The 21,887-nt window shown below is 46.1% G+C and carries 18 protein-coding genes and 2 pseudogenes; 7 read left to right on the plus strand and 13 right to left on the minus strand.

The genetic code is table 11. From position 1 onward, the window contains the following. Positions 1-9: 9 nt before the first annotated feature. Positions 10-1,275 (minus strand): annotated as a pseudogene (locus tag OCV19_RS01080) (IS4 family transposase). A gap of 110 nt (positions 1,276-1,385) precedes the next feature. Between OCV19_RS01080 and OCV19_RS01085 the strand changes: the two are divergent. Further along, positions 1,386-1,853, plus strand: a pseudogene (locus tag OCV19_RS01085) (transposase); the annotation flags it as partial. Between the two features lie 52 nt (positions 1,854-1,905). On the opposite strand, the gene OCV19_RS01090 reads toward OCV19_RS01085, so the two are convergent. The 3 genes from OCV19_RS01090 to glpX form a co-directional block, all read right to left on the minus strand. Further along, complete coding sequence (locus OCV19_RS01090) at positions 1,906-2,253, minus strand: DUF3135 domain-containing protein (RefSeq protein WP_017061155.1); 348 nt, start codon at positions 2,251-2,253, stop codon at positions 1,906-1,908. 122 nt (positions 2,254-2,375) lie between these two features. Next, positions 2,376-2,996: a helix-turn-helix transcriptional regulator gene (locus OCV19_RS01095; protein ID WP_065677117.1), complete on the minus strand. Its 621-nt coding sequence runs from the start codon at positions 2,994-2,996 to the stop codon at positions 2,376-2,378. Between the two features lie 198 nt (positions 2,997-3,194). Then, a complete protein-coding gene (glpX, locus tag OCV19_RS01100) occupies positions 3,195-4,202 on the minus strand; it encodes a class II fructose-bisphosphatase (protein WP_048605418.1) in 1,008 nt (335 codons plus the stop codon). Positions 4,203-4,526: 324 nt separating this feature from the next. On the opposite strand from glpX, the gene zapB reads away from it, so the two are divergent. After that, positions 4,527-4,769: a cell division protein ZapB gene (gene zapB / locus OCV19_RS01105; RefSeq protein ID WP_008219652.1), complete on the plus strand. Its 243-nt coding sequence runs from the start codon at positions 4,527-4,529 to the stop codon at positions 4,767-4,769. A gap of 97 nt (positions 4,770-4,866) precedes the next feature. On the opposite strand, the gene rraA is transcribed toward zapB, so the two are convergent. The 7 genes from rraA to priA all read right to left on the minus strand — a co-directional run bounded on the left by rraA (position 4,867) and on the right by priA (position 12,812). Beyond that, positions 4,867-5,385: a ribonuclease E activity regulator RraA gene (rraA, locus tag OCV19_RS01110; RefSeq protein WP_065677116.1), complete on the minus strand. Its 519-nt coding sequence runs from the start codon at positions 5,383-5,385 to the stop codon at positions 4,867-4,869. Positions 5,386-5,458: 73 nt separating this feature from the next. Then, complete coding sequence (locus tag OCV19_RS01115; RefSeq protein ID WP_017061151.1) at positions 5,459-6,376, minus strand: 1,4-dihydroxy-2-naphthoate polyprenyltransferase; 918 nt, start codon at positions 6,374-6,376, stop codon at positions 5,459-5,461. 155 nt (positions 6,377-6,531) lie between these two features. Beyond that, a complete protein-coding gene (gene hslU / locus OCV19_RS01120; RefSeq protein WP_017061150.1) occupies positions 6,532-7,872 on the minus strand; it encodes an HslU--HslV peptidase ATPase subunit in 1,341 nt (446 codons plus the stop codon). A gap of 58 nt (positions 7,873-7,930) precedes the next feature. Continuing rightward, positions 7,931-8,479 (minus strand): ATP-dependent protease subunit HslV, encoded by a 549-nt coding sequence (gene hslV, locus OCV19_RS01125; RefSeq protein WP_004729692.1) that lies wholly within the window; start codon positions 8,477-8,479, stop codon positions 7,931-7,933. A 224-nt stretch (positions 8,480-8,703) separates the two neighbouring features. Beyond that, on the minus strand, positions 8,704-9,243 hold the full coding sequence (locus OCV19_RS01130; RefSeq protein WP_048605407.1) for an SPOR domain-containing protein: 540 nt from the start codon (positions 9,241-9,243) through the stop codon (positions 8,704-8,706). 122 nt (positions 9,244-9,365) lie between these two features. Next, positions 9,366-10,370 (minus strand): DNA-binding transcriptional regulator CytR, encoded by a 1,005-nt coding sequence (cytR, locus tag OCV19_RS01135; RefSeq protein WP_065677115.1) that lies wholly within the window; start codon positions 10,368-10,370, stop codon positions 9,366-9,368. A gap of 240 nt (positions 10,371-10,610) precedes the next feature. Continuing rightward, positions 10,611-12,812: a primosomal protein N' gene (priA, locus tag OCV19_RS01140; RefSeq protein WP_065677114.1), complete on the minus strand. Its 2,202-nt coding sequence runs from the start codon at positions 12,810-12,812 to the stop codon at positions 10,611-10,613. A gap of 331 nt (positions 12,813-13,143) precedes the next feature. On the opposite strand from priA, the gene rpmE reads away from it, so the two are divergent. Together rpmE and OCV19_RS01150 are read left to right on the plus strand one after the other, a co-directional pair. Then, positions 13,144-13,362: a 50S ribosomal protein L31 gene (rpmE, locus tag OCV19_RS01145; protein WP_004737142.1), complete on the plus strand. Its 219-nt coding sequence runs from the start codon at positions 13,144-13,146 to the stop codon at positions 13,360-13,362. 334 nt (positions 13,363-13,696) lie between these two features. Next, positions 13,697-14,986 (plus strand): malic enzyme-like NAD(P)-binding protein, encoded by a 1,290-nt coding sequence (locus tag OCV19_RS01150; RefSeq protein WP_017061144.1) that lies wholly within the window; start codon positions 13,697-13,699, stop codon positions 14,984-14,986. 67 nt (positions 14,987-15,053) lie between these two features. On the opposite strand, the gene OCV19_RS01155 is transcribed toward OCV19_RS01150, so the two are convergent. Both OCV19_RS01155 and metJ read right to left on the minus strand, forming a co-directional pair. Then, entirely contained in the window at positions 15,054-16,361 is a 1,308-nt protein-coding gene (locus OCV19_RS01155) for an IS4 family transposase (protein WP_086738414.1), read from the minus strand. 215 nt (positions 16,362-16,576) lie between these two features. Then, positions 16,577-16,897, minus strand: coding sequence for a met regulon transcriptional regulator MetJ (gene metJ, locus OCV19_RS01160; protein WP_004415993.1), 321 nt, complete (start codon positions 16,895-16,897; stop codon positions 16,577-16,579). Between the two features lie 208 nt (positions 16,898-17,105). On the opposite strand from metJ, the gene OCV19_RS01165 reads away from it, so the two are divergent. The 3 genes from OCV19_RS01165 (at position 17,106) to metF (ending at position 21,877) form a co-directional block, all read left to right on the plus strand. Further along, positions 17,106-18,287 carry an O-succinylhomoserine (thiol)-lyase gene (locus tag OCV19_RS01165; RefSeq protein WP_065677289.1) on the plus strand — a complete coding sequence of 394 codons (1,182 nt, stop codon included), beginning with the start codon at positions 17,106-17,108 and terminating at the stop codon, positions 18,285-18,287. A 2-nt stretch (positions 18,288-18,289) separates the two neighbouring features. After that, complete coding sequence (locus OCV19_RS01170) at positions 18,290-20,701, plus strand: bifunctional aspartate kinase/homoserine dehydrogenase II (protein ID WP_065677290.1); 2,412 nt, start codon at positions 18,290-18,292, stop codon at positions 20,699-20,701. A 276-nt stretch (positions 20,702-20,977) separates the two neighbouring features. After that, positions 20,978-21,877, plus strand: a complete 900-nt coding sequence (metF, locus tag OCV19_RS01175) for a methylenetetrahydrofolate reductase (RefSeq protein WP_004729683.1) — start codon at positions 20,978-20,980, stop codon at positions 21,875-21,877. The last annotated feature ends 10 nt before the right edge of the window (positions 21,878-21,887 follow it).

Below are 21,887 nucleotides of genomic sequence, written 5' to 3' on the forward strand. Positions count from 1 at the left end.
GACTGAACCTTAAGCATTAAGACCAGCATAAATCCCGTCTAACGTGATGTTTTTCTTTGACTTCCTCTGGGCGGACTTTTGTGCGTTCTTAAATATATAGCTAGAGGCCCATTCCAGTTTATTACCTATTTCTGACCATGCCTTGTGGCTGATACATTCAAATATGGGCAACAGCCACACATCCACATTTTTTGCCGCCTTAAACAGCGAGACCGATGGCATTATCTGAAGCGCAGTACTGCGCCTGATGATCAGCGAGAGTAAACTGGCCCAGATAAGCCCATCAACGATGGCCTTTTGTGCGGTGACAAATCGTTGCCAGTTTGTGTGAGATTTTAATTCTTTAAAAAGCAACTCCACCTGCCATCGACAGCGGTAGATCGCCATTATGTCATCAGCAGTATAGGTACCTGAAGGCAAGTTAGTTAACCAAATACAGAATCGCTTTTCTTCGGCAAACCAACGTCTTACCACTCTAAATTCTTGCTTACCACTACGAACTTTAAGGTCGAGTACCTGTGAGCGATTAGTACCTCGAGTGATGTCTTTGAGCTTCTTTCCTTCTAGTTTAGATAAATGCCGGCCCTGACCGTTTCTCGCTTCTATAACATGAGGATTCAGGGACTTTGCTCCTCGAAAAATATAGAAACCACCATACAGTTCAAGCTCAGTAAAGAATTGGAAGTCAGGGTACCCTGCGTCAGCCAACAACAATTTGTTACTCATTGTTTTGGGGCGGGCAAAAGTCTCTTTCTGATGCTGTATCAGCGCTGATGCTCATTGCGACTGGAGAAAAGCTTTTTAAAGACATTGTCATATGGCATTCAACTGCGGCTGGATTGCGTTTAAATCGGCTCGGGTAAACGTTCGAAAGGTCACGATGAATGTGGAAAGAGCTACCATCTTGAAGCAGCACATCATCAAAGGTGGCGAGTTTATCTGGTAGGTTGGCACTCTGCTGGCGAGCAAACTGAGCTATCGCTCGCATGGCCAATTGGCGCATGAATATCGGAAATTCTTCTTTCTTAACTGGTTATGGTAGGGCTTATAAGCCACAGTATTTTTAGCGCTTAAGCACATCCCATTGAATTGCCTTAGTAAATCGGCAATAGATGAGCAGTTTCCTTTGCTCAAAGCGGCCACTAGGCTTACTACTAGCTGGTCGGGTAAGATAGCCCGACATCGCTTCATAAGTCCTGTACTTTTCGCCATTTTTTGAAGGCTATCAGCATTAAAGAATTGCTTAAACTGCTTTTGTAGGGAGATAATCGTCATCGGCTTCACGGTTGATATGGGTGGTTTGTTTGGCGACGATTATCTGATCATAAATGAAGCCTTTTTTCTATCTAAATAAATAGCTTAGAGCTTAAGATCCTGTCTATGACCAAGTATTAACCTCCATGACGGACTCCCTGCGTTACCCATCAAAAGATATTGCAGGCCTTTATGAACATCGTTGGGAAATTGAGCTAGGCTACCGAGAGCAGAAACAATACATGCTTGGAAATCGTCTCACGCTGCGAAGTCGTTTACCAGAACTGGTAAAGCAGGAGTTATGGGGCATCTTGCTTACTTACAATTTAATCCGATACCAGATGGTCGAGCTCTGCTTCAATCTAAAGGGAAATTACCTTCCTTATCAACTCAGTTTTAACGGCACATTAGCTCATGTATCTGCGTTACTTGTAGGCTTACCTTACTCAACACCAGGCGCAATACCTCGTCAGCTAAAGGGGTTCCACAACATGGCTGAAAGCTTAATACTTGAAGGGCGAAGGGAAAGGACATTCCCTAGAACAGTTAAACCCAGACCACAACGGTATGCTAAGAACAAAAATGCCGTTCACTCTTAAGTGAACGGCATTAGCATTAAGCTCCCTTTTTCTTTTTAGTGCTTTGCTAATTTCAGTACATTTTAGGTTCGGTATTCGGCTTAAAAGGCACGACATTTTCAGGCAGAGATTCTTCAAAGCCGCAGCGCCCTTCGAGTGCATCTTGGAACTTACAGACCTGACAGCGCAGCTCTTGCATGAGTACGACATTGGCGTGGTGTGGGTTTTTACAACGGCTAACCACTAAGTCGATGTGACTTTGCTGCGCGCGAAGTCGGTCTTGCATCACGTCTGAAGCCGAACAAATCATCTGTTCGCACATCTCGTGTTTGAATTGATTGAATGCTTTCGGGTCGCTTTTCGCGAGTTGGACAAGTTCATCAAAGGGTGGCAGTTTTTGAGCGGGTTGTGGATGCGCCATCATTCCTTCCTTAGCATTAAGCGTGTTTCATATGCTCTAAGCTTAAGAAAGAAATCTGTACAAATTTTAATCTATTTGTATTTTCTCAATATTGAGACGGTATTAGCCGATTACCTTTGCAATCAAAGGGCGGGTGTTAAGGTGTAAGTGCAGCGTCGTTCGCCAGCAATGATGTGCTCTGTACGGCTCACGTGACACTCATCTTTTAGTAACTCAGTAAACACGTTGAGCTCAGATTGGCACAGGCTAGGGCAGCGAGTTGCAGCCTTACAGATAGGGCAGTGGTTCTCAATCAAGATGTAGTGTTCATCATGCTCTTGAAGCTCAGCCATGTAGCCTTCGTCTTCACGAAGCTGGGTGAGTTTTTTAAGCTTGCTGATGAGTGAATCACAGCCAGACAGCGCAGTTTGATACTGCTTAAGAGTGTGTTGTTCACGCTCGGCAGCAACCTTAGCCAGCCCTTCTTTACCAAATAGATTCTCGACAGCATCAATCACTTGAATGGTGAGTTCACCATGTCGGTCTGAAAATTGGCTATGACCTTGTTGAGTCAGGGACCAGTGGCGAGTCGGGCGACCCACTTTCACTTTCACATCATGAAACGCAAGAATACCGTCATCTTCCAGGCTTTGCAGATGTTGCCTTGCCCCCATTGTCGTCATGCCAAATTCTTCTGACAGTTGTTTCGCGGTTACCGCGCCTTGACGCTTAATGGTCTGTAAGATTCTGTCGCTTGTTTTCATACTATCCCTACCTAATGAACTTTACTATTATGAGGCAAGGTGTTTATAAAGCAAACCATTTACTATATTGATGATAATTTACTCTATAGATAGCGTTTTACTCTATTGGCTGCCATGGTCAGATTCTGATGCGCTAATAAAACAAAAGGCTGATACTAGGTATCAGCCTTGGAATATTCTGTTTCACCGAATTTAGGCTTACAGGATATGACCTACTACTTCTGGATCTTTACGCTCTAGGTAGTGGATAGATTTGATGCGGCGAATTGTACGGCAGCGGCCACGGATAAGCAGGGTTTCTGTGGTTGCGATATTACCTTGACGAGAAATACCTTCTAGCAAGTCACCCTTAGTGATGCCTGTTGCTGAGAATACAACGTTGTCGCTGCGTGCCATGTCTTCCATCTTCAATACGATACCCGCCGTTACGCCCATTTCTGCGCAGCGCTCAAGTTCAAGTTCACCGTGCTTGCGGTTCTCTTCTGTGTCGCCTTTCACTTCGTGGCGAGGTAGAAGACGACCGTGCATGTCGCCGTCGAGTGCGCGAATTACCGCAGCCGAAACAACACCTTCAGGTGCGCCGCCGATGCAGTACATGACGTCTACTTCGCTGTCTGGCATACACGTTAATATAGAGGCCGCAACATCACCGTCTGGCACAGCAAATACACGAACGCCCATAGCTTGCATGTCGGCGATGATTTGATCGTGACGAGGCTTAGCAAGCGTGGTTACAACTAGAGTATCGAGTGTTTTACCTAGTGCTTTCGCGATGTTTTCTAGGTTTTCTGTTAGTGGCAGTTCTAGGTCAATCACGCCTTTAGCGCCAGGGCCAACAACCAACTTTTCCATGTACATATCAGGTGCTTTAAGGAAGCTGCCTTTTTCGCCCGCAGCCAATACAGCCAATGCATTTGATTGGCCCATTGCTGTCATGCGTGTCCCTTCAATTGGGTCAACTGCGATGTCGACAGCGTCGCCGCCCACACCTACGTTTTCGCCGATGTATAGCATAGGTGCATCATCGATTTCACCTTCGCCGATAACAATCTCACCGCTAATTTCGGTTTTGTTTAATAGGCTACGCATTACTTCTACAGCAGCGCCATCTGCAGCGTTTTTATCGCCACGGCCAAGCCACTTGTAACCAGCCAGTGCTGCACCTTCTGTGACACGAGAGAATGACATTGCTAAATCGCGTTTCATGCGGACTCCAAAATTTTCAAAGGGGGAATAGAAATTTCGCGGCGAATTTTACCATATCCAAAAGGAAACGTTTGCCTTTTTGTTTTTTGGAGATTGCTCTCGATCAATTCGCAGTGGAAAACAGTTATTATTCATCAAAATAATCGGTTTGCCGCTGTGGCGGTAATCGTTCACGTCAATATTCGGTAAAAAGCGCTGTTTTTTTCATCGAATGGCGCAAAATATCGAATATATTGAGTGTTTATCCTTGCTCTGCTGAGTAGAATGGGGAAATAAGTGGAGTGAACCTTCACCATCAAACGGATAACTTAAAGGTAGGCCAGAATGTCTTTTGAAGTACTAGAGCAGCTAGAAGCAAAAATTCAAACAGCAGTAGATACAATTGCACTTCTTCAAATGGAAGTGGAAGAGCTTAAAGAAGAGAAACAAGCACTAGCAACAGAAGCTGGTGAGCTTAAAGCAAGCCGTCACGAGCTAGAGCAAAAAACTCAGCAAATGCAGGAAGAGCATTCAGCATGGCAAGATCGCATCCGTAACCTTCTTGGTAAAATGGATGAAGTAGAGTAATCGACTCTTCAGATTTAAAAAAACGCCCGCTACTGAGTAGCGGGCGTTTTTGTTTGTGTTCTTATGATTTGTTTTATTATTTGAAGCTGAGTGAGAGTTACTCGACGTCTTCTTCCTCGACATCCAAATCGAGTTCTACATCTAGAGGTTCGGCAGAAAGAATGATGCCGGTGTTGTCTGCGTAGAGGCAATCTTCAGGTAAGAAGGTCACGCTGCCAAAGTTCACTGGAACGTCTAATTCACCGATACCTTCTTGGCTCGCACCAACAGGGATAGAAGCCAAGGCTTGGATACCTAGGTTCATGTCTTCAAGCTCATCGACTTCACGAACGCAGCCGTAAACCACAATCCCTTCCCACTCATTGTCTTCGGCAAGTAGGGCTATCTCAGCATCGATCAGCGCTTTACGTAGTGAGCCGCCACCATCGATTAACAACACACGTCCCAGACCGTCTTGCTCTAGTACAGAGCGAATCAAAGCGTTGTCTTCAAAACACTTTAATGTCGTGATCTGTCCTGCGAAGGATGCACGTCCACCGAAGTTGCTGAACATTGGCTCCACGACATCAACTTGATCCAAATATATGTCGCACAGTGCTGAAGTGTTGTATTCCATTAGTATACCTTTTGAACAATGAGCTTACTTTGAGTATATCGGCGCTTGATCCCTTTGCAATGATTAGTCTCATTTAACTCAATAGAGTTTGAGCTACGACAACCCCTGCAAACAATAGGTTAGTGACCAGTGAGCATTTCACAATCACGGGCATCATTGGTGCAATCTGCGCTGGCTTTTCGGTTTCCCAAACGGCTTTGCCATGCTTGTAAACAATAATAATGCTTAGCAAAAACGGCAGGCTGATCCAGACCGGCTTTTCTTGAATAAGCAGGTAGATAGCGAAAGACGCAAGGGCGAGGCCAAGCAGAGCAAAATGATAGTGTTTGGCTTTGCGTTGTCCTAGGCGAACCGCCATGGTGCGCTTACCACATTCGCTGTCGTTTTCGATATCACGCATGTTGTTGATATTGAGTACCGCAACCGCCATCAAGCCACAGCCCAATGCCGGAAGGAATAGGCTTGGTTCAACATGGCCAGTGTGCAAGAAGTAAGTCCCTGAAACACCTAATAAACCGAAGAAGATAAATACCGATAAGTCGCCAAGGCCAATATAGCCATAAGGCTTATTACCGACGGTATAAGCGATGGCAGCAACAATGGCTAATATGCCTAACGCAATGAAAGATAAGATACTTTCAATCGAGGTTAAGGCATGAAAAATAAGAATCAGCCCAGCGACCATGGTAAACACGATGTTGAGGATGATCGCTTGCTTCATGGTTTTCGCTGTTACCGCGCCAGATTGCATGGCACGTGTTGGCCCCAGACGATTTTCGTTGTCTGTGCCTTTTACTGCGTCGCCATAGTCATTGGCTAGGTTCGATAAAATCTGTAATAGGGTGGCGGTTAAAAATGCCAGTAGGGCTATCGATAAAGAAAACTGACCACCGGCGAACGCTAAACTACTTCCTGTAAGAATAGAGACAAGTGCGAGAGGCAGAGTTTTTGGTCGTGCGGCATCAAGCCAGATCAGTAGAGATTGTTTCATCGTAGGTCTAATTCTTTGTAAGTCTTCGTTTCATACTGTGATTTGAGTATACGCCCATTTTTCGGGTAATAAAAAGCCCACTCGAAAGTGGGCCTTGAATTCGCTTATTAGCTGCTATTTCTTTGAGATAGAGCAATAAGTTGGAGTTTCGTGTGCTACAGGATGAAGCGGCTTAGGTCTTCGTCTTCAACGAATTCGCCAAGTTTCGATGTTACGTAAGCTTCATCAATCACTAGCTTGCTGCCAGCTTTGTCTGTTGCTTCGAATGAAATCTCATCCATTAGACGCTCCATCACTGTGTGTAGACGACGCGCACCGATGTTCTCAGTGGTTTCGTTTACGCGCCATGCTGCGTCCGCAATCTGGTTGATGCCATCTTCAGTGAACTCAATGTTGACATCTTCTGTTTTCATTAGGGCAATGTATTGCTCTGTTAGCGATGCTTTTGGCTCAGTCAGGATGCGTTTGAAGTCATGTGCTGATAGTGCTTCAAGTTCTACGCGGATTGGCAGACGACCTTGCAGTTCAGGGATCAGGTCAGATGGCTTAGCCACTTGGAATGCGCCTGATGTGATAAACAAGATGTGGTCAGTTTTAACCATGCCGTGCTTGGTTGATACTGTGCTGCCTTCGATAAGAGGCAGTAGGTCACGCTGAACACCTTCGCGAGATACGTCTGGGCCTGAGCTGTCGCCACGCTTACAGATTTTGTCGATCTCATCGATGAATACGATGCCGTTGTTTTCAGCGTTGAAGATCGCGTTCTCTTTCAGCTCTTCTTGGTTCACAAGCTTCGCAGCTTCTTCTTCCGTCAGTGCTTTGAATGCGTCTTTGATTTTCATCTTACGCTTTTTCTTGGTGTCGCCCGCTAGGTTTTGGAACATGCCTTGCAGCTGGTTTGTCATCTCTTCCATGCCTGGAGGTGACATGATTTCAACGCCCATTTGCGGTGCGGCTACATCAACTTCAATCTCTTTGTCATCTAGCTTACCTTCACGCAGTTTCTTGCGGAAAATCTGACGAGTGTTTGAAGAAGTGGTGTCTTCAGTTGATTGCTCGTTCTGACCCCAAGCATCACGCGCTGGTGGTAGAAGGGCATCAAGAATGCGTTCTTCAGCTTGTTCTTCAGCGCGGTATTGTACTTTTTCCATCGCTTGTTGGTGCGTCATCTTGATCGCAACGTCCGTTAGATCACGGATGATGGTTTCAACTTCTTTACCAACGTAACCCACTTCGGTGAACTTAGTCGCTTCTACCTTGATGAAAGGCGCGTTTGCTAATTTCGCTAGGCGGCGAGCGATTTCAGTTTTACCTACACCCGTTGGGCCAATCATCAGGATGTTTTTTGGCGATACTTCAACACGTAGGCTTTCTTCAAGCTGCATACGGCGCCAGCGGTTACGAAGAGCGATAGCCACTGAGCGCTTAGCGTTGTCTTGGCCGATAATGTGGCGATTGAGTTCGTGAACAATTTCGCGAGGAGTCATCTCAGACATGGTTTTTCCTTAATTCTTTAATCACTGTTGAATACAACGTTATTGATGGAAGCGGTCGTTACTCTGGCTTTGGCAGCTCAACGGTGCTTTCTAGTTCTTCAATAGTGTGGTGATGGTTGGTGAAGACACAGATATCGCCCGCAATGTTCAGCGACTTCTCTGCGATTTCACGCGCATCTAAATCAGTATTTTCTAATAGTGCAGTAGCGGCTGCTTGAGCGAAGTTACCGCCCGAACCGATCGCAATCAGGTCGTTCTCAGGTTGAACTACGTCACCGTTACCTGTGATGATCAGTGAAGCGGTCTCATCCGCTACTGCTAACAGTGCTTCTAACTTACGTAGAGCACGGTCGCTACGCCAATCCTTCGCTAGCTCAACGGCAGCTTTGGTCAGGTGGCCTTGGTGCATTTGTAGCTTGCTTTCAAATTTTTCGAATAGCGTGAAAGCATCAGCAGTACCGCCAGCAAAGCCTGCCAGTACTTTGTTGTTGTATAGGCGACGTACTTTACGGGCATTGCCCTTCATTACAGTATTGCCTAGAGATACTTGTCCATCACCCGCGATGACGACTTTATTATTACGACGTACAGATACAATGGTAGTCACGAGTAGGGCCTCTTAATATTTCTTATCTTTGGGTATAAAAAGTATATGAGGATGGTGCTCGGATAATTCAAGGAAGGGTGAGTGATGTCGTGCAAACTTATCGGCGGAAGTTGTAAGGAAATTTGGTTAAAGGGGAGGGGGATAAAAGAAAACCTCCACAATGGGAGGCTTTCGGTGTTTGTTTTCGGCTTTTATTAAGAAAGAGACTGCCGCTGAACTTAAAACTAATCGGTGTCTTTCCAAATAGCACAAGGTTCGATTTTCGCTCGTTGCAGCTTATGGCGATCGCGCTCTGCGTCGCGCTTCAACTTGTATGGACCTAGAACCACACGGTACCAGCTACTGCCATCTTTCTTGCGGATCTCACTTGAGATACCTTGGAAGGCAATATCCAACTTACGTGCTTCTGCCTGCGACGAGGTTTTGTAAGCGCCACATTGCATGATGTAAGGGATCTTAGAGATCTGCTGCTCTTTGGCTTTTACTTCAATCTCGCGGCTTGGCAGCGTTTCAACGTAGTCCCACTTCTCTTCAGGAGGCGGCGGAATCACTTTCGCAGGTTTTGGCTTAGGTTTTGGTTTGGTTGCCACAGGCGTTGGTGCAGGCGGCTCAGGATCATTACTCAATAGGTAAAGTCCGTAACCAAAACCACCGGCAAGGAGGATCGCCAAAAGACCACTGCGCCAAGGTTTACGGCGAGGGGCTTGTTTTTTGGTCGGTTTTTTCGTGCCACGACCGCGCTTTACATAATCTCTATTAGCCACAAGACAATTCAATAGTTGCTGATTCTGCCCTCATGGTAATCCAGATTGCGCGAGGATAATAGTGCAGAAATGGAAGCGGCACATCAAAATGTGCCGCAGATTTATAAGGGTATTTCTAAGGGTTATATTCGAGGCGGCGCTGTACTGCCTCGAACCACCAATTTAGCTTCAAGCAGACGCGAACCTGCTTGCACATCGTTGCCTTTTAATAGATCAAGCATCATCAACATCGCTTGGCGTCCAATCTCATAACGAGGCTGAGAAATGGTGGTTAGCGGTGGATCGCAGTATTGAGCGAATTGGATGTCATCGAAGCCGACAATCGATAGGTCTTGAGGAACGCGTAAGCCCAGTTTCTTCGCTTCTTGAATCGCACCAATCGCCATCGCATCGTTGTGACAGAAGATAGCTGTAGGCTGTTCAGGAAGTGCCAACAATTGACGAACCGCTTGAGCACCGGCTTCAAAAGTAAAGTCGCCGACAGTGCTATAGGCAGGGTTCATTGATACTCCAGCGCGACGCAGCGCTTGTTGATAGCCTTGTTGGCGGAACTTACACAGCGTTGCCGATACTGGCCCTGATATTTGAGCGATACGCTTATGACCTAACTGGGCTAGGTAGTTCACGGCTTCAAATGCAGAGGTCAGGTTATCGATGTGTACGGTAGGAAGTTCAAGTTCAGGGGCAAACTCACACGCCATCACCATTGGTGGTAAGTTCTTTTGTTCAGACTTACTGACGTCAAATGGATGGTCAGTGCCAAGCAATAGCATACCGTCAGCTTGTTTGGTGAAAACTAAGTTAACAAACGAAGACTCACGCTTCTTTTGTTGGCCACTATCACCCAGTAAGACAAGGTAGTCATTTTCTACTGCGGCATCTTCGATACCACGAATGATCTCGGCGAAATAAGGGTCACAGATATCAGGAACGATAGTGATGATGGTTTTTGATTCGTTGCGACGTAAGTTTCTAGCTAATGTATTGGGTGAGTATCCAGCTTCAAGTACTGCTGTTTCCACTCGTTTACGAGTCGAAACTGAGACTTTCTCAGGGTTCATCAATGCACGTGATACCGTGGCTGTTGAGACGCCTGCTAGCTGGGCAACATCCTTCATTGTCGCCATAAATTAAACCCTCTTTTAAGTTCCTTTGTCGCCTAAGTATCTAAGGCGTGAATAATAAATGTAATCGAATAGATATTATGAAAGTGTTGCTAACACTTTTTTTATTGCAATATTTTATTCGTTTAATCCGTGTAAAGTTACGGCTAGATTAACAAAAATCACATGACTCGTGTGAACTTGCTCACGAGAAATATGAAATATTTGTGAACAAACTTATCATTAGTTTTAACCCGAAGGGGTTTAGCTCAGATCTTGCGGCTCTATGTCGAGTGACCAACGAACTTTTTTCGCGGCGGGTAACATATTAATTGCCGGCTTAGCGCTCATTAATAGCTTCTGCATTAACGAGCGAGTTTGAGTCTGTAAGATTAACTGCCAGCGCGATTTGCCTGCTCGTTTTGCTAATGGGGCTGGGGTTGGTCCTAGCACCATGCAATATTGATCAAACAGCGGGTGCGATTCCAATGTGTGACGAACCTGACGCAAGAACTCTTCCACCAAGCGAGTGTCATTGGCTTCTGCTCTAAACAGAGTCATAAAGGTATAAGGCGGTAACATTGCCTGCTTACGTTCTGCCAGCGCCGTCTGAGCAAAGTGGTTGTAGTCTTTATGCAGCAAAGCTTGCAGCAACCCATGTTCTGGGTGGTGAGTCTGTAAGATCACCTCACCGGGTTTGCTTGCTCGTCCTGCGCGTCCCGCTACTTGGATGAATAGCTGGGCAAGACGTTCAGACGCTCGGAAGTCACTGCTATATAAAGAGCCATCGACATCCAATAACGCCACAAGTGTCACATCAGGGAAATGATGACCCTTAGCAAGCATCTGCGTGCCGATAAGAATTTGGAATTCACCCTTACGAATCGACTCGAGTGCGCTTTCTAAGCTGCCTTTACGGCGGGTGCTGTCGCGGTCAATACGAATGGTTTTGTATTCAGGGAATAGTTGGCCAAGCTGAGCCTCTAACTGCTCGGTACCGACACCCACTGTCACTAAGTTCGCAGACCCACAACCTTGGCAATTGTGCACGATATGCTGCTGAGAACCACAGTGGTGGCAGCGCATCTCATTACTGTATTGGTGATAGGTGTAGTAAGCATCGCAACGTTTACACTCGGCAGTCCAACCACAATCGTGACACATCAATGCGGGAGAAAACCCGCGGCGATTGAGGAACAGCATCACTTGGTTGCCTGCTTTGAGGTGTCTTTGCATCTCTGCAATCAACGACGCAGACAAGCCACTTTCTAGATATTCACCTTTAACATCCAATACCTTATTGGTGGTCGGCAGTGCGACACCCGCACGTGAAGTAAGGGTGAGATAACTGTATTTACCGATCTGAGCGTTGTGCAGTGTTTCAAAGGCCGGAGTCGCCGAGCCTAACACAACCGGGATCTGCGCTTTATGAGCACGCATGATCGCCACATCACGAGCGTGGTAGCGCAGGCTGTCTTGCTGTTTATAAGAAGCATCGTGCTCTTCGTCGACAATGATAATGCCTAGATCAGCAAACGGCGTGAACAGAGCTGAACGGGTACCAATCACGATGCCCGCTATTTTATCGCGTGCCGATAACCAAGCATTCAGTCGCTCAGAATCGTTTAAACCCGAGTGGATAACCTCAACAGGCACATTAAAGCGTCGCTTAAAGCGGTTAATCGTTTGAGGGGTGAGGCCAATCTCAGGCACGAGTACTAACGCTTGTTTACCTTGATCGAGAATCGGCTTAATCATATTCAGGTAAACCTCGGTCTTACCTGAGCCAGTGACGCCTTCTAACAGGAAACAACCAAAGTCGGTTTGGCTATTTACGGTCGCAATCGCGATGGCTTGTTCAGCATTGAGCTTAGGTTTGTCTTGGTCGTTTTCAAGATCAACTGGCCACGGCTGACGCTTCGGCTTTTTCTCTACCGATTCAATCCAGCCTTTCTCTTCTAGTGTCTTGAGTACGGCGCTGCCAACTTCTTCATCAATGAACTCTTGATGGGGAACGGGGCCTTGCTCAAGCATGTGCATCACTTTGGCTTGTTTGACTGCGCGACCAAAACCTTGCATCAGTTGGTCTTTGCCTGATGGCGTTAACTGCCACTCAACCAGCGTTGCGAAGTCGGCGGCTTTGCCTTTTCTTAGAGCACTCGGAAGGGCGTTAGCAAAGGTTTCGCCAAGAGGGTACTGATAAAATTGACTGCACCACATTAACAGTGAATAGACAGATTCCGGCCAAACGGGCTGATTGTCTAATAGGGCTTTAATGGGTTTGAGCTTGTCTAGTTCGAATTCAGATTCGTTAACCAGAGCCGTTACAATACCGGTTAAGGTTTGTCGTCCAAAAGGCACAGAGACTCGTCCACCAATAATAGGAAATAGGTGGCTTGGAATCTTGTAATCGAACTGCTTGTCGAGTGGAACAGGCAGTGCCACGCGGGCAATCATTGGACGCATAAAGGGACGGCTTTATCTGAGTTGACGAGAGCGAACAGTCTAAAGGATAAGGCGCTTAAATTCGAGAAGCAGTTTGGTTGAAGGCGGCGAGTTAGCGTATACAGACAACGACAGCCCGAAATCTCAGGCCGATAAAGGAAATAAAGAGAGAATTGGTGAAAAATGTATCAAATCAGTTGATCCTGCCTTATAGATTCATTACTATACTGCGCCTTAAAGGTATGGCTTCATCACTCTTTTGTGTCGATGCGGTGTCTTTATTTCTTTTTTAAACTACGTGTGGTGTGCGGCTTAGAATCGTATAGCGACACGGCCTACTTGAGGTTATCCCATGAAAGCTGGAATCCACCCAGAATACAAAGCAGTTACTGCAACTTGTTCTTGCGGCAACACATTTGAGTTCAACTCAACGCTAGCAAAAGAATCAATCCACCTAGACGTATGTGACAAATGTCACCCGTTCTACACTGGTAAGCAACGTATCGTAGATACTGGCGGCCGTGTTGATCGCTTCAACAAGCGTTTCGGTGCTCTTTCTAGCAAGAAGTAATTCTCGCTATTTAGACATGAAAAAGGACACTTCGGTGTCCTTTTTTGTTGCCTGTAATTTGACAAAGCACTGACTTCTATTCAAGCATCACTCTCACCCAACGATAAGTTGCCTCTCTATTCTATTTCAGGGCAATTCCTTGCGTATCTCTCTTCACCAAAATTCAGCACGAAACTTCAACAAGCGATAGTAATTTCAACTGCTCACTGGTCTTATTAGTAGTGAAATCTCGTTTTTTAATGAGACAGAGGCTTCAACCACCTAGGAACTTTGAAGTACATCCATTAACATGAACAAGATCCCCCAAATAATAATATCCTAGGAACCTACACCTATGTCTGAAGACAGCAGCCAAGCTCAATCCTCTCAAGAATTATCACCTCAAGAACAATTCCGTCAGCAAGCTCTTGATTACCATGAGTTCCCAATTCCAGGCAAAATTGCCGTAGAACTGACGAAGCCTGCAAACTCTGCAGAAGACCTAGCACTTGCATACAGCCCAGGCGTGGCTGAGCCTGTTCGCGAGATCGCACAGAACGTTGATAACGTTTATAAGTACACAGGTAAAGGCAACATGGTTGCAGTTATCTCTAACGGTACAGCGATTCTTGGCCTAGGTAACCTTGGCCCTATTGCCTCTAAACCAGTTATGGAAGGTAAAGCGCTCCTGTTTAAGCGTTTTGCTGGTTTAGATTCTATCGATATTGAAGTGAAACACCGCACAATCGATGAGTTCGTTGATACGGTTGCGAATATCGCAGATACATTCGGCGGTATTAACCTAGAAGACATCAAAGCACCAGACTGTTTTGAGATTGAACGTCGCCTGATTGAACGTTGTGATGTGCCGGTATTCCACGATGACCAACACGGTACAGCGATTGTAACGGCAGCGGGTATGCTGAACGCGATCGAGCTTCAAGGTAAGAAACTTGAAGAGTGTAAGATTGTTTGTTTAGGTGCTGGCGCAGCGGCGGTTGCTTGTATGGAACTACTGATTAAGTGTGGCGCTCAGCGTGAAAAAATCTACATGCTTGACCGTAAAGGTGTGATCCACACTCGTCGTGATGACCTAAACGAATACAAAGAGCTGTTCGCAAATAACACGGACAAGCGCACGCTTGAAGATGTTATCGAAGGCGCTGACCTGTTCTTGGGTGTATCGGGCCCGAATCTACTGCCTGCTGAAGCACTAACGCTGATGGCTGATAAGCCTGTTGTGTTTGCATGTTCAAACCCAGATCCAGAGATCAAGCCTGAGCTTGCACACGAAGTTCGTTCTGACCTAATCATGGGTACAGGCCGCAGTGATTACCCTAACCAAGTAAACAACGTACTTTGTTTCCCATTCATTTTCCGTGGTGCACTAGACGTGCGTGCGAGCGAAATTAATGACGAAATGAAGCTAGCGGCGGTTAAAGCGATTCGTGAACTGGCGAAAGAAGAAGTTCCAGCTGAAGTACTAGCAGCTGCGGGCGAGACTGCACTGGAGTTCGGTAAGGGTTACATCATTCCTAAGCCAATGGACCCACGTCTACTTCCTCGCGTAGCACGAGCAGTTGCGGAAGCGGCTGTTGAATCTGGCGTAGCTCGTATCGAGATGCCTGCTAACTATATGGCTTAATAGCTGTTGCTCTATTGAGCCAAAAAGAATAATAAAAAACCGACTCATCTGGAGTAATGCCGTTCACTTAAGAGTGAACGGCATTTTTGTTCTTAGCATACCGTTGTGGTCTGGGTTTAACTGTTCTAGGGAATGTCCTTTCCCTTCGCCCTTCAAGTATTAAGCTTTCAGCCATGTTGTGGAACCCCTTTAGCTGACGAGGTATTGCGCCTGGTGTTGAGTAAGGTAAGCCTACAAGTAACGCAGATACATGAGCTAATGTGCCGTTAAAACTGAGTTGATAAGGAAGGTAATTTCCCTTTAGATTGAAGCAGAGCTCGACCATCTGGTATCGGATTAAATTGTAAGTAAGCAAGATGCCCCATAACTCCTGCTTTACCAGTTCTGGTAAACGACTTCGCAGCGTGAGACGATTTCCAAGCATGTATTGTTTCTGCTCTCGGTAGCCTAGCTCAATTTCCCAACGATGTTCATAAAGGCCTGCAATATCTTTTGATGGGTAACGCAGGGAGTCCGTCATGGAGGTTAATACTTGGTAGTCTTTTCCTTTAATTTTACGAGTGACAAGTCGAGCGGTTATCGACTTTGGTAAATCAGGCCATAGCTTTCTAGCCCTTGGGTTACTGTGTAATTGAACCAGTTTGTCATTTCGCCCTAAAGATTGAACAATGTCATATTGTGTATTTTTCTTGAGGGGGATAAGCCAATGACGCTCTGAGCCAGAGTCTTGCCATTTATGTAATAAGCCTAAAGAATAGAATCCCTTATCGAACATTGTCACGCTATGGTTTGGTGTTGTTTCTATCAGTTTTTCAGCTAATATCATTTCGTTTGTATTGTAATTATCAAAGGCACTGGCCGTAATAATGTGACTGCTTAGTTCCATTTGGCAGACCATTCTCACTTGCGGATATTGCGTCCCTTTTTGTCGAGAAAATGCCTTTTCATTTTGCGGGTTATCGGGCGTTCGCCAAACAACTCCATCGACGCCAAGAAGCGTTAATCCATTCCACTGGGGTAACTTTGCACTTTTTAACCATGACGTAGTCATTCGCTCAAAGACCGCTTTAATTGCGTCTTCACCCAACGTCTTTCGACGTTGAGTTAACGCACTTGGTGCGACAAAAGCTTTACCTGTACGGTCGACAATATCAAGTTGGTTCACTAAATCTTTCATGGATTTACTGTTATAGATAGCCATTCCAACAAGCAGCCACACCATGGATTCTAAAGTTAATTTCCTCTTTCTCATCGTGACGGTATCAGTAAGAGAATAAGCTTCGTCGATGAGGTCAATTGGAAGCAAGTCAGACAAAGTTTCAACGTTGCTAGGTTTCCAATCATTAATTATGTTTAGAGCTTGAGAAACATCCATAAAAAAATCCAAGTGCATTAAATACACTTGGATTTTGACAGCTCTGAAGGATCGTTCAACCGATCACTTTGGCTTTAACTGATCGGCATTAACTCATCTGGAGTCGGTTTTTTTATGTCTATCATTCACAGCGCAATCATAAAAAGCTATGCGCGATGTGATAAATAAGGTTCAGCTAGAGCGAATCAATAATGAAGGCAGTGACTGAGTTGTTTTTATTCTTCGTCAAACGCTTCGAACTCGATACCCATCTCTGTCATCAGCTTTTTCACTTCAGCAGGAATATCGTCTGGGCGGTCTTTACGAAGGTCTTCATCCGTTGGTAGTGGTTGGCCTGTGTACGCATGTAGAAAGGCTTCGCACAGTAGCTCACTGTTTGTTGCATGGCGTAGGTTATTAATCTGGCGGCGAGTACGCTCGTCAGTAAGAACCTTTAACACTTTTAGAGGGATAGAAACTGTAATTTTCTTTACTTGTTCGCTTTTCTTTCCATGCTCAGCATATGGGCTTATGTATTCACCATTCCAGTCGGCCATTGCGTACCTTCATCACTTTAGTTGTTAGAATAAATTAATAGTGGTGATTTTAGCGGGATTTACTGCCATAAGCAAAGACATATAGACGTCTAGAAGTGTTGACGTCTCACGTTTATGAAAGTAAAGTGAATAACATATATCTAACACAGCCGAAAAATGCCGACAAGCAGCTGTGATTCTCAGACGCAAAACTTGTAAGGAAGCACCTATGAGCAGCCGGAAGCCAGCAACAATCGCAGTACGTACTGGTATCGAGTCAGACACGCAACACCATGCCGTTGTCCCACCCATTTATCTTTCGACTAACTATGGGTTTCCCGCTTTTGGTGAAGTGCCAAAGTACGATTACACCCGTTCTGGTAACCCAAACCGCGGTTTATTAGAGACGGCACTGTTTGAGCTTGAATCAGGCAAAGGCGCGGTTGTGACTAACTGTGGTACTTCGGCGCTTAACTTATGGGTTTCGGCTTTCTTAGGCGGCGATGATCTTATTATTGCACCGCACGACTGCTACGGTGGTACTTACCGCCTGTTTAACACTCGCTCGCTAAAAGGTGACTTCAAAGTTCTGTTCGTTGATCAATCGGATCAAGCTGCTCTGGATGCGGCGATCGCGCTTAAGCCAAAGTTGATCTTAATTGAAACCCCATCGAATCCACTGGTTCGTGTGGTTGATATTGCAGAAACTTGCCGCAAAGCGAAAGAGGTTGGTGCTCTGGTTGCTGTCGACAACACGTTTTTGACACCTGTGTTCCAAAAGCCTTTAGAGCTGGGTGCTGATTTTGTTATCCACTCTACAACCAAGTACATCAACGGACACTCAGATGTGATTGGTGGCGTTGTGGTCACTAAGACAGAAGAGCATGCTGAAGAGCTAGCGTGGTGGGGTAACTGTATTGGTGCGACCGGCACACCATTTGATAGCTACATGACTTTACGTGGTATTCGTACGCTAGGTGCGCGTATGCGAGTTCACGAAGAAAGCTCACGTGAGATTCTAGCGTCTCTACAGAAACAAGATCTTGTCGGCACTATTTACCACCCAAGCCTTCCCGAACATCCGGGGCATGATATCGCGAAGAAACAGCAATCGGGCTTTGGCTCAATGCTCAGCTTTGAGTTTGCGGGCTCATTCGAGGCGCTTAAATACTTTGTTGATAAGTTAGAGCTGTTTTCTTTGGCAGAATCATTGGGCGGCGTTGAAAGCCTGATTTGTCACCCTGCGTCTATGACTCACCGCGCGATGGGCGAAGAAGCATTAGCAGAAGCGGGTGTTTCTCAGCAACTACTGCGTCTATCTGTTGGCCTTGAAGATGCAGAAGACCTAATCGATGACCTCAAGCAAGCGTTTGAAAAGACACAGCGCTTTATCGCTGAAGAGGAGGGTTAATAATGGCAACCTTTCGCCAGCTACATAAATTTGGTGGCAGCAGTTTAGCGAATCCTGAATGTTACCAACGCGTGGTCAACATTCTTAGAGAATACTCATCAGCATCTGATTTGGTGGTGGTATCGGCAGCAGGCAAAACAACCAACCGTTTAATTGAATTTGTTGAAGCGCTCGACAAAGATGGTCGTATTGCCCATGAATGCCTACAAGCACTTCGTCAGTTCCAACTCGATCTGATTGAAGCACTGCTTGAAGGTGAAGCTGCCTCGCAACTTACTGCAACTATTCAACAAGAATTTACCGCTTTGGGTGAGCTAACGGCTCCCTTGAGCGAAGCACAAAAAGCAAAAGTGCTTGGACACGGTGAGGTTTGGTCTTCACGTCTACTCGCGGCTTTGTTGTGCCAACATGATTTACAAGCCGTTGCTCAAGATGCGCGTGCTTTTTTACGTGCAGAAGTGGGCGCTCAGCCTGAAGTCGACCGCGCACGTTCTTACCCTCTGATTAAAGAAGCTCTGGCGCAGCATGCACATTGCCGCGTGGTGATTACGGGCTTTATGGCTCAGAACTGCGAGGGTGAAACCGTACTGCTTGGCCGCAACGGTTCGGATTACTCAGCGACCGTGATTGGTGCTTTGGCTGAAGTTGAACGCGTGACGATTTGGAGTGATGTGGCGGGCGTTTACAGCGCTGACCCTCGTCTGGTTTCAGATGCGTGTCTATTGCCTCTACTTCGCCTTGATGAAGCCAGCGAATTGGCTCGTCTTGCCGCTCCAGTGCTTCACAGCCGAACGCTACAGCCTGTGGCTCAAAGTGCTATGGATCTCAGCTTACGCTGCAGCTATCAGCCGGAGGCGGGCTCTACACAGATCGAGCGTGTACTGGCATCGGGTCGTGGCGCAAAAATCATTACCTCTTTGGATGAAGTGCTTATCGTGCAACTGACCTTTGGTCACGGCCATGATTTCGACCGTCTAGAGAGTGAAGTGCTGGAAGGGCTTAAGCGTGCTCAACTTGAGCCGCTTGCTTATGAGCTTGAACCGGATCAACACTGTTTGCGTCTTGCCTACACAGAAGAGATCGCTGGTGGTGCATTAGAATATCTCCAAGACCATGCGATTGAAGCTGAGATTAAGCTAAAAGAAGGTTTCTCTCTGATTGCTGCAGTGGGTGCGGGTGTGACTAAGAACCCGAACCATTGCTACGGTTTCTACCAGCAGCTTAAGAGCTCTCCGGTTGAGTTCATCTCAGAAGCGAACTCAGGCTTAAGCTTGGTGGCTGTGATTCGTAAGAGTGAAACATCAAGTCTAGTGAAAGGCATTCATTCTCAACTGTTCCAAGCGCAGAAGCGTGTTGCGATTGCCTTGTGTGGTAAGGGCAATATTGGTTCAAGCTGGTTAAGCCTGTTTGCTGAGCAAAAAGCGGAACTTGAAAAGCGCCGTGGAATGAACTTTGAATTGGTTGCCGTGGTTGATAGCCAAACCTATTGGTTCGACGATCAAGGCATTGATGCGACTTCGGTAGGTAAGCGCTTTGACGACGAAGCGATTGCTAACAATGGTAACGACTGGTTAGAGCGTTTGGGCTCTATTCAAGGTTATGACGAAGCAGTGGTTCTGGATGTGACTGCGAGCCCAGTGCTTGCAGCAAAGTATCTGCAAATCGCACAACAAGGTATTCACCTAATCTCGGCGAACAAGGTGGCAGGTTCTGCATCGAGCGAGTATTACCATCAAGTACAAGATGCTTTCGCTAAGATCAGCCGTCATTGGTTGTACAACGCGACAGTGGGTGCTGGATTGCCGATTAACCACACGGTACGTGACCTACGTGAAAGTGGCGATGACATTATTGCGTTGTCAGGCATCTTCTCAGGCACGCTGTCTTGGTTGTTCCAACAGTTTGATGGCACCGTGCCATTCAACGAGTTGGTCGATTTAGCGTGGCAACAAGGCCTGACGGAACCTGACCCTCGTGCTGACCTTGATGGATCAGACGTGATGCGTAAGCTGGTGATTCTAGCGCGTGAATCGGGTTTGGATATCGAACCTGAAAACGTAAAAGTGGAATCGCTCGTACCTGAAGAGCTGCAAGATCTATCAGTGGATGAATTCTTCGACAAAGCTTCTGTTCTAAGCGAAGAGTTGGCTGAGCGTTTAGAGAAAGCGCACTCTCAACAGAAAGTTCTGCGTTACGTAGCACGTTTGGAGAAGAACGGTAAGGCAACCGTAGGCGTTGAAGCGCTATCTAAAGAACACGCTCTGGCGAACTTGTTGCCTTGCGATAATATCTTTGCGATTGAGAGCAAATGGTACAAAGATAATCCATTGGTTATCCGTGGCCCAGGTGCAGGACGTGAAGTCACTGCTGGCGCAATTCAATCTGACCTAAACAGAATGTCTAGCCTGTTTTGATTTTCAGATCGGTTGGTTTAGTGTCTAAATAACATACTATTCACTAAGATAAATGAGGCTGAAAGCACGATGTGTTTTTCAGCCTTTTTTCTACATTATTTCTGCTTTGCGACCCATTTAACGACTTGAGTTTTACTCACGATCTACTTGAGAAAAATTCATAATGGATCTGTTGACATTAAATCGTATTCAATACATTCTACAGACATATAGACGTCTAAACGTCGTTTAAGGATTTGAGTTTTTAGTGGTTGCTTTTGCCACAGGGAGAGTAAGATGGGATACACACACGCTAGTCATATCGACGCTTTAAATCAGAATATCGCTGAGCTTTCTGACAACATCAATGTGTCATTTGAGTTTTTTCCACCGAGCAGTGAGAAGATGGAAGAGACCCTGTGGAACTCTGTTCACCGTCTTAAAACACTTCAACCAAAATTTGTATCGGTAACTTATGGTGCAAACTCGGGCGAACGTGACCGTACCCACTCAATCATTAAAGAAATTAAAAACCAAACTGGTCTAGTAGCAGCACCGCACCTAACGTGTATTGATGCGAGCCGCGAAGAGCTGATTCAAATTGCCGACGATTACTGGGCAAATGGTATCGAGAGTATTGTTGCGCTGCGTGGTGACATTCCAGCAGGCGGCGGCGCGCCAGAGATGTACGCATCTGATTTGGTTGAGCTACTTAAATCTCGCCACGATTTTGATATCTCAGTAGCGGCATTCCCTGAGGTTCACCCTGAAGCAAAAAGCGCTCAATCTGACCTTATTAACCTAAAACGTAAAGTAGATGCGGGTGCTAACCGTGCAATCACTCAGTTCTTCTTCGATGTAGAAAGCTACCTACGTTTTCGTGACCGTTGTGTCGCGGCAGGTGTGGATGTTGAGATTGTTCCGGGCATCTTACCGGTTTCTAACTTCAAGCAAGCGTCTCGCTTTGCAGCGATGAACAACGTAAAAGTACCTGGCTGGATGGCGAAGCAGTTCGAAGGTTTGGATGATGACCCAACCACTCGTCAGTTAGTAGGTGCCAGCCAAGCGATTGATATGGTTCGTACGCTGAGCCGTGAAGGTGTGAAAGATTTCCACTTCTACACGCTAAATCGTGCAGAAATGACTTACGCACTTTGCCATACGCTAGGTGTTCGTCCACAAGTCGCTGCGCTTTAAGCAAAGTCTA

The sequence above is a fragment of the Vibrio celticus genome (assembly GCF_024347335.1).
GTDB classification, from domain to species: Bacteria; Pseudomonadota; Gammaproteobacteria; order Enterobacterales; family Vibrionaceae; genus Vibrio; species Vibrio celticus.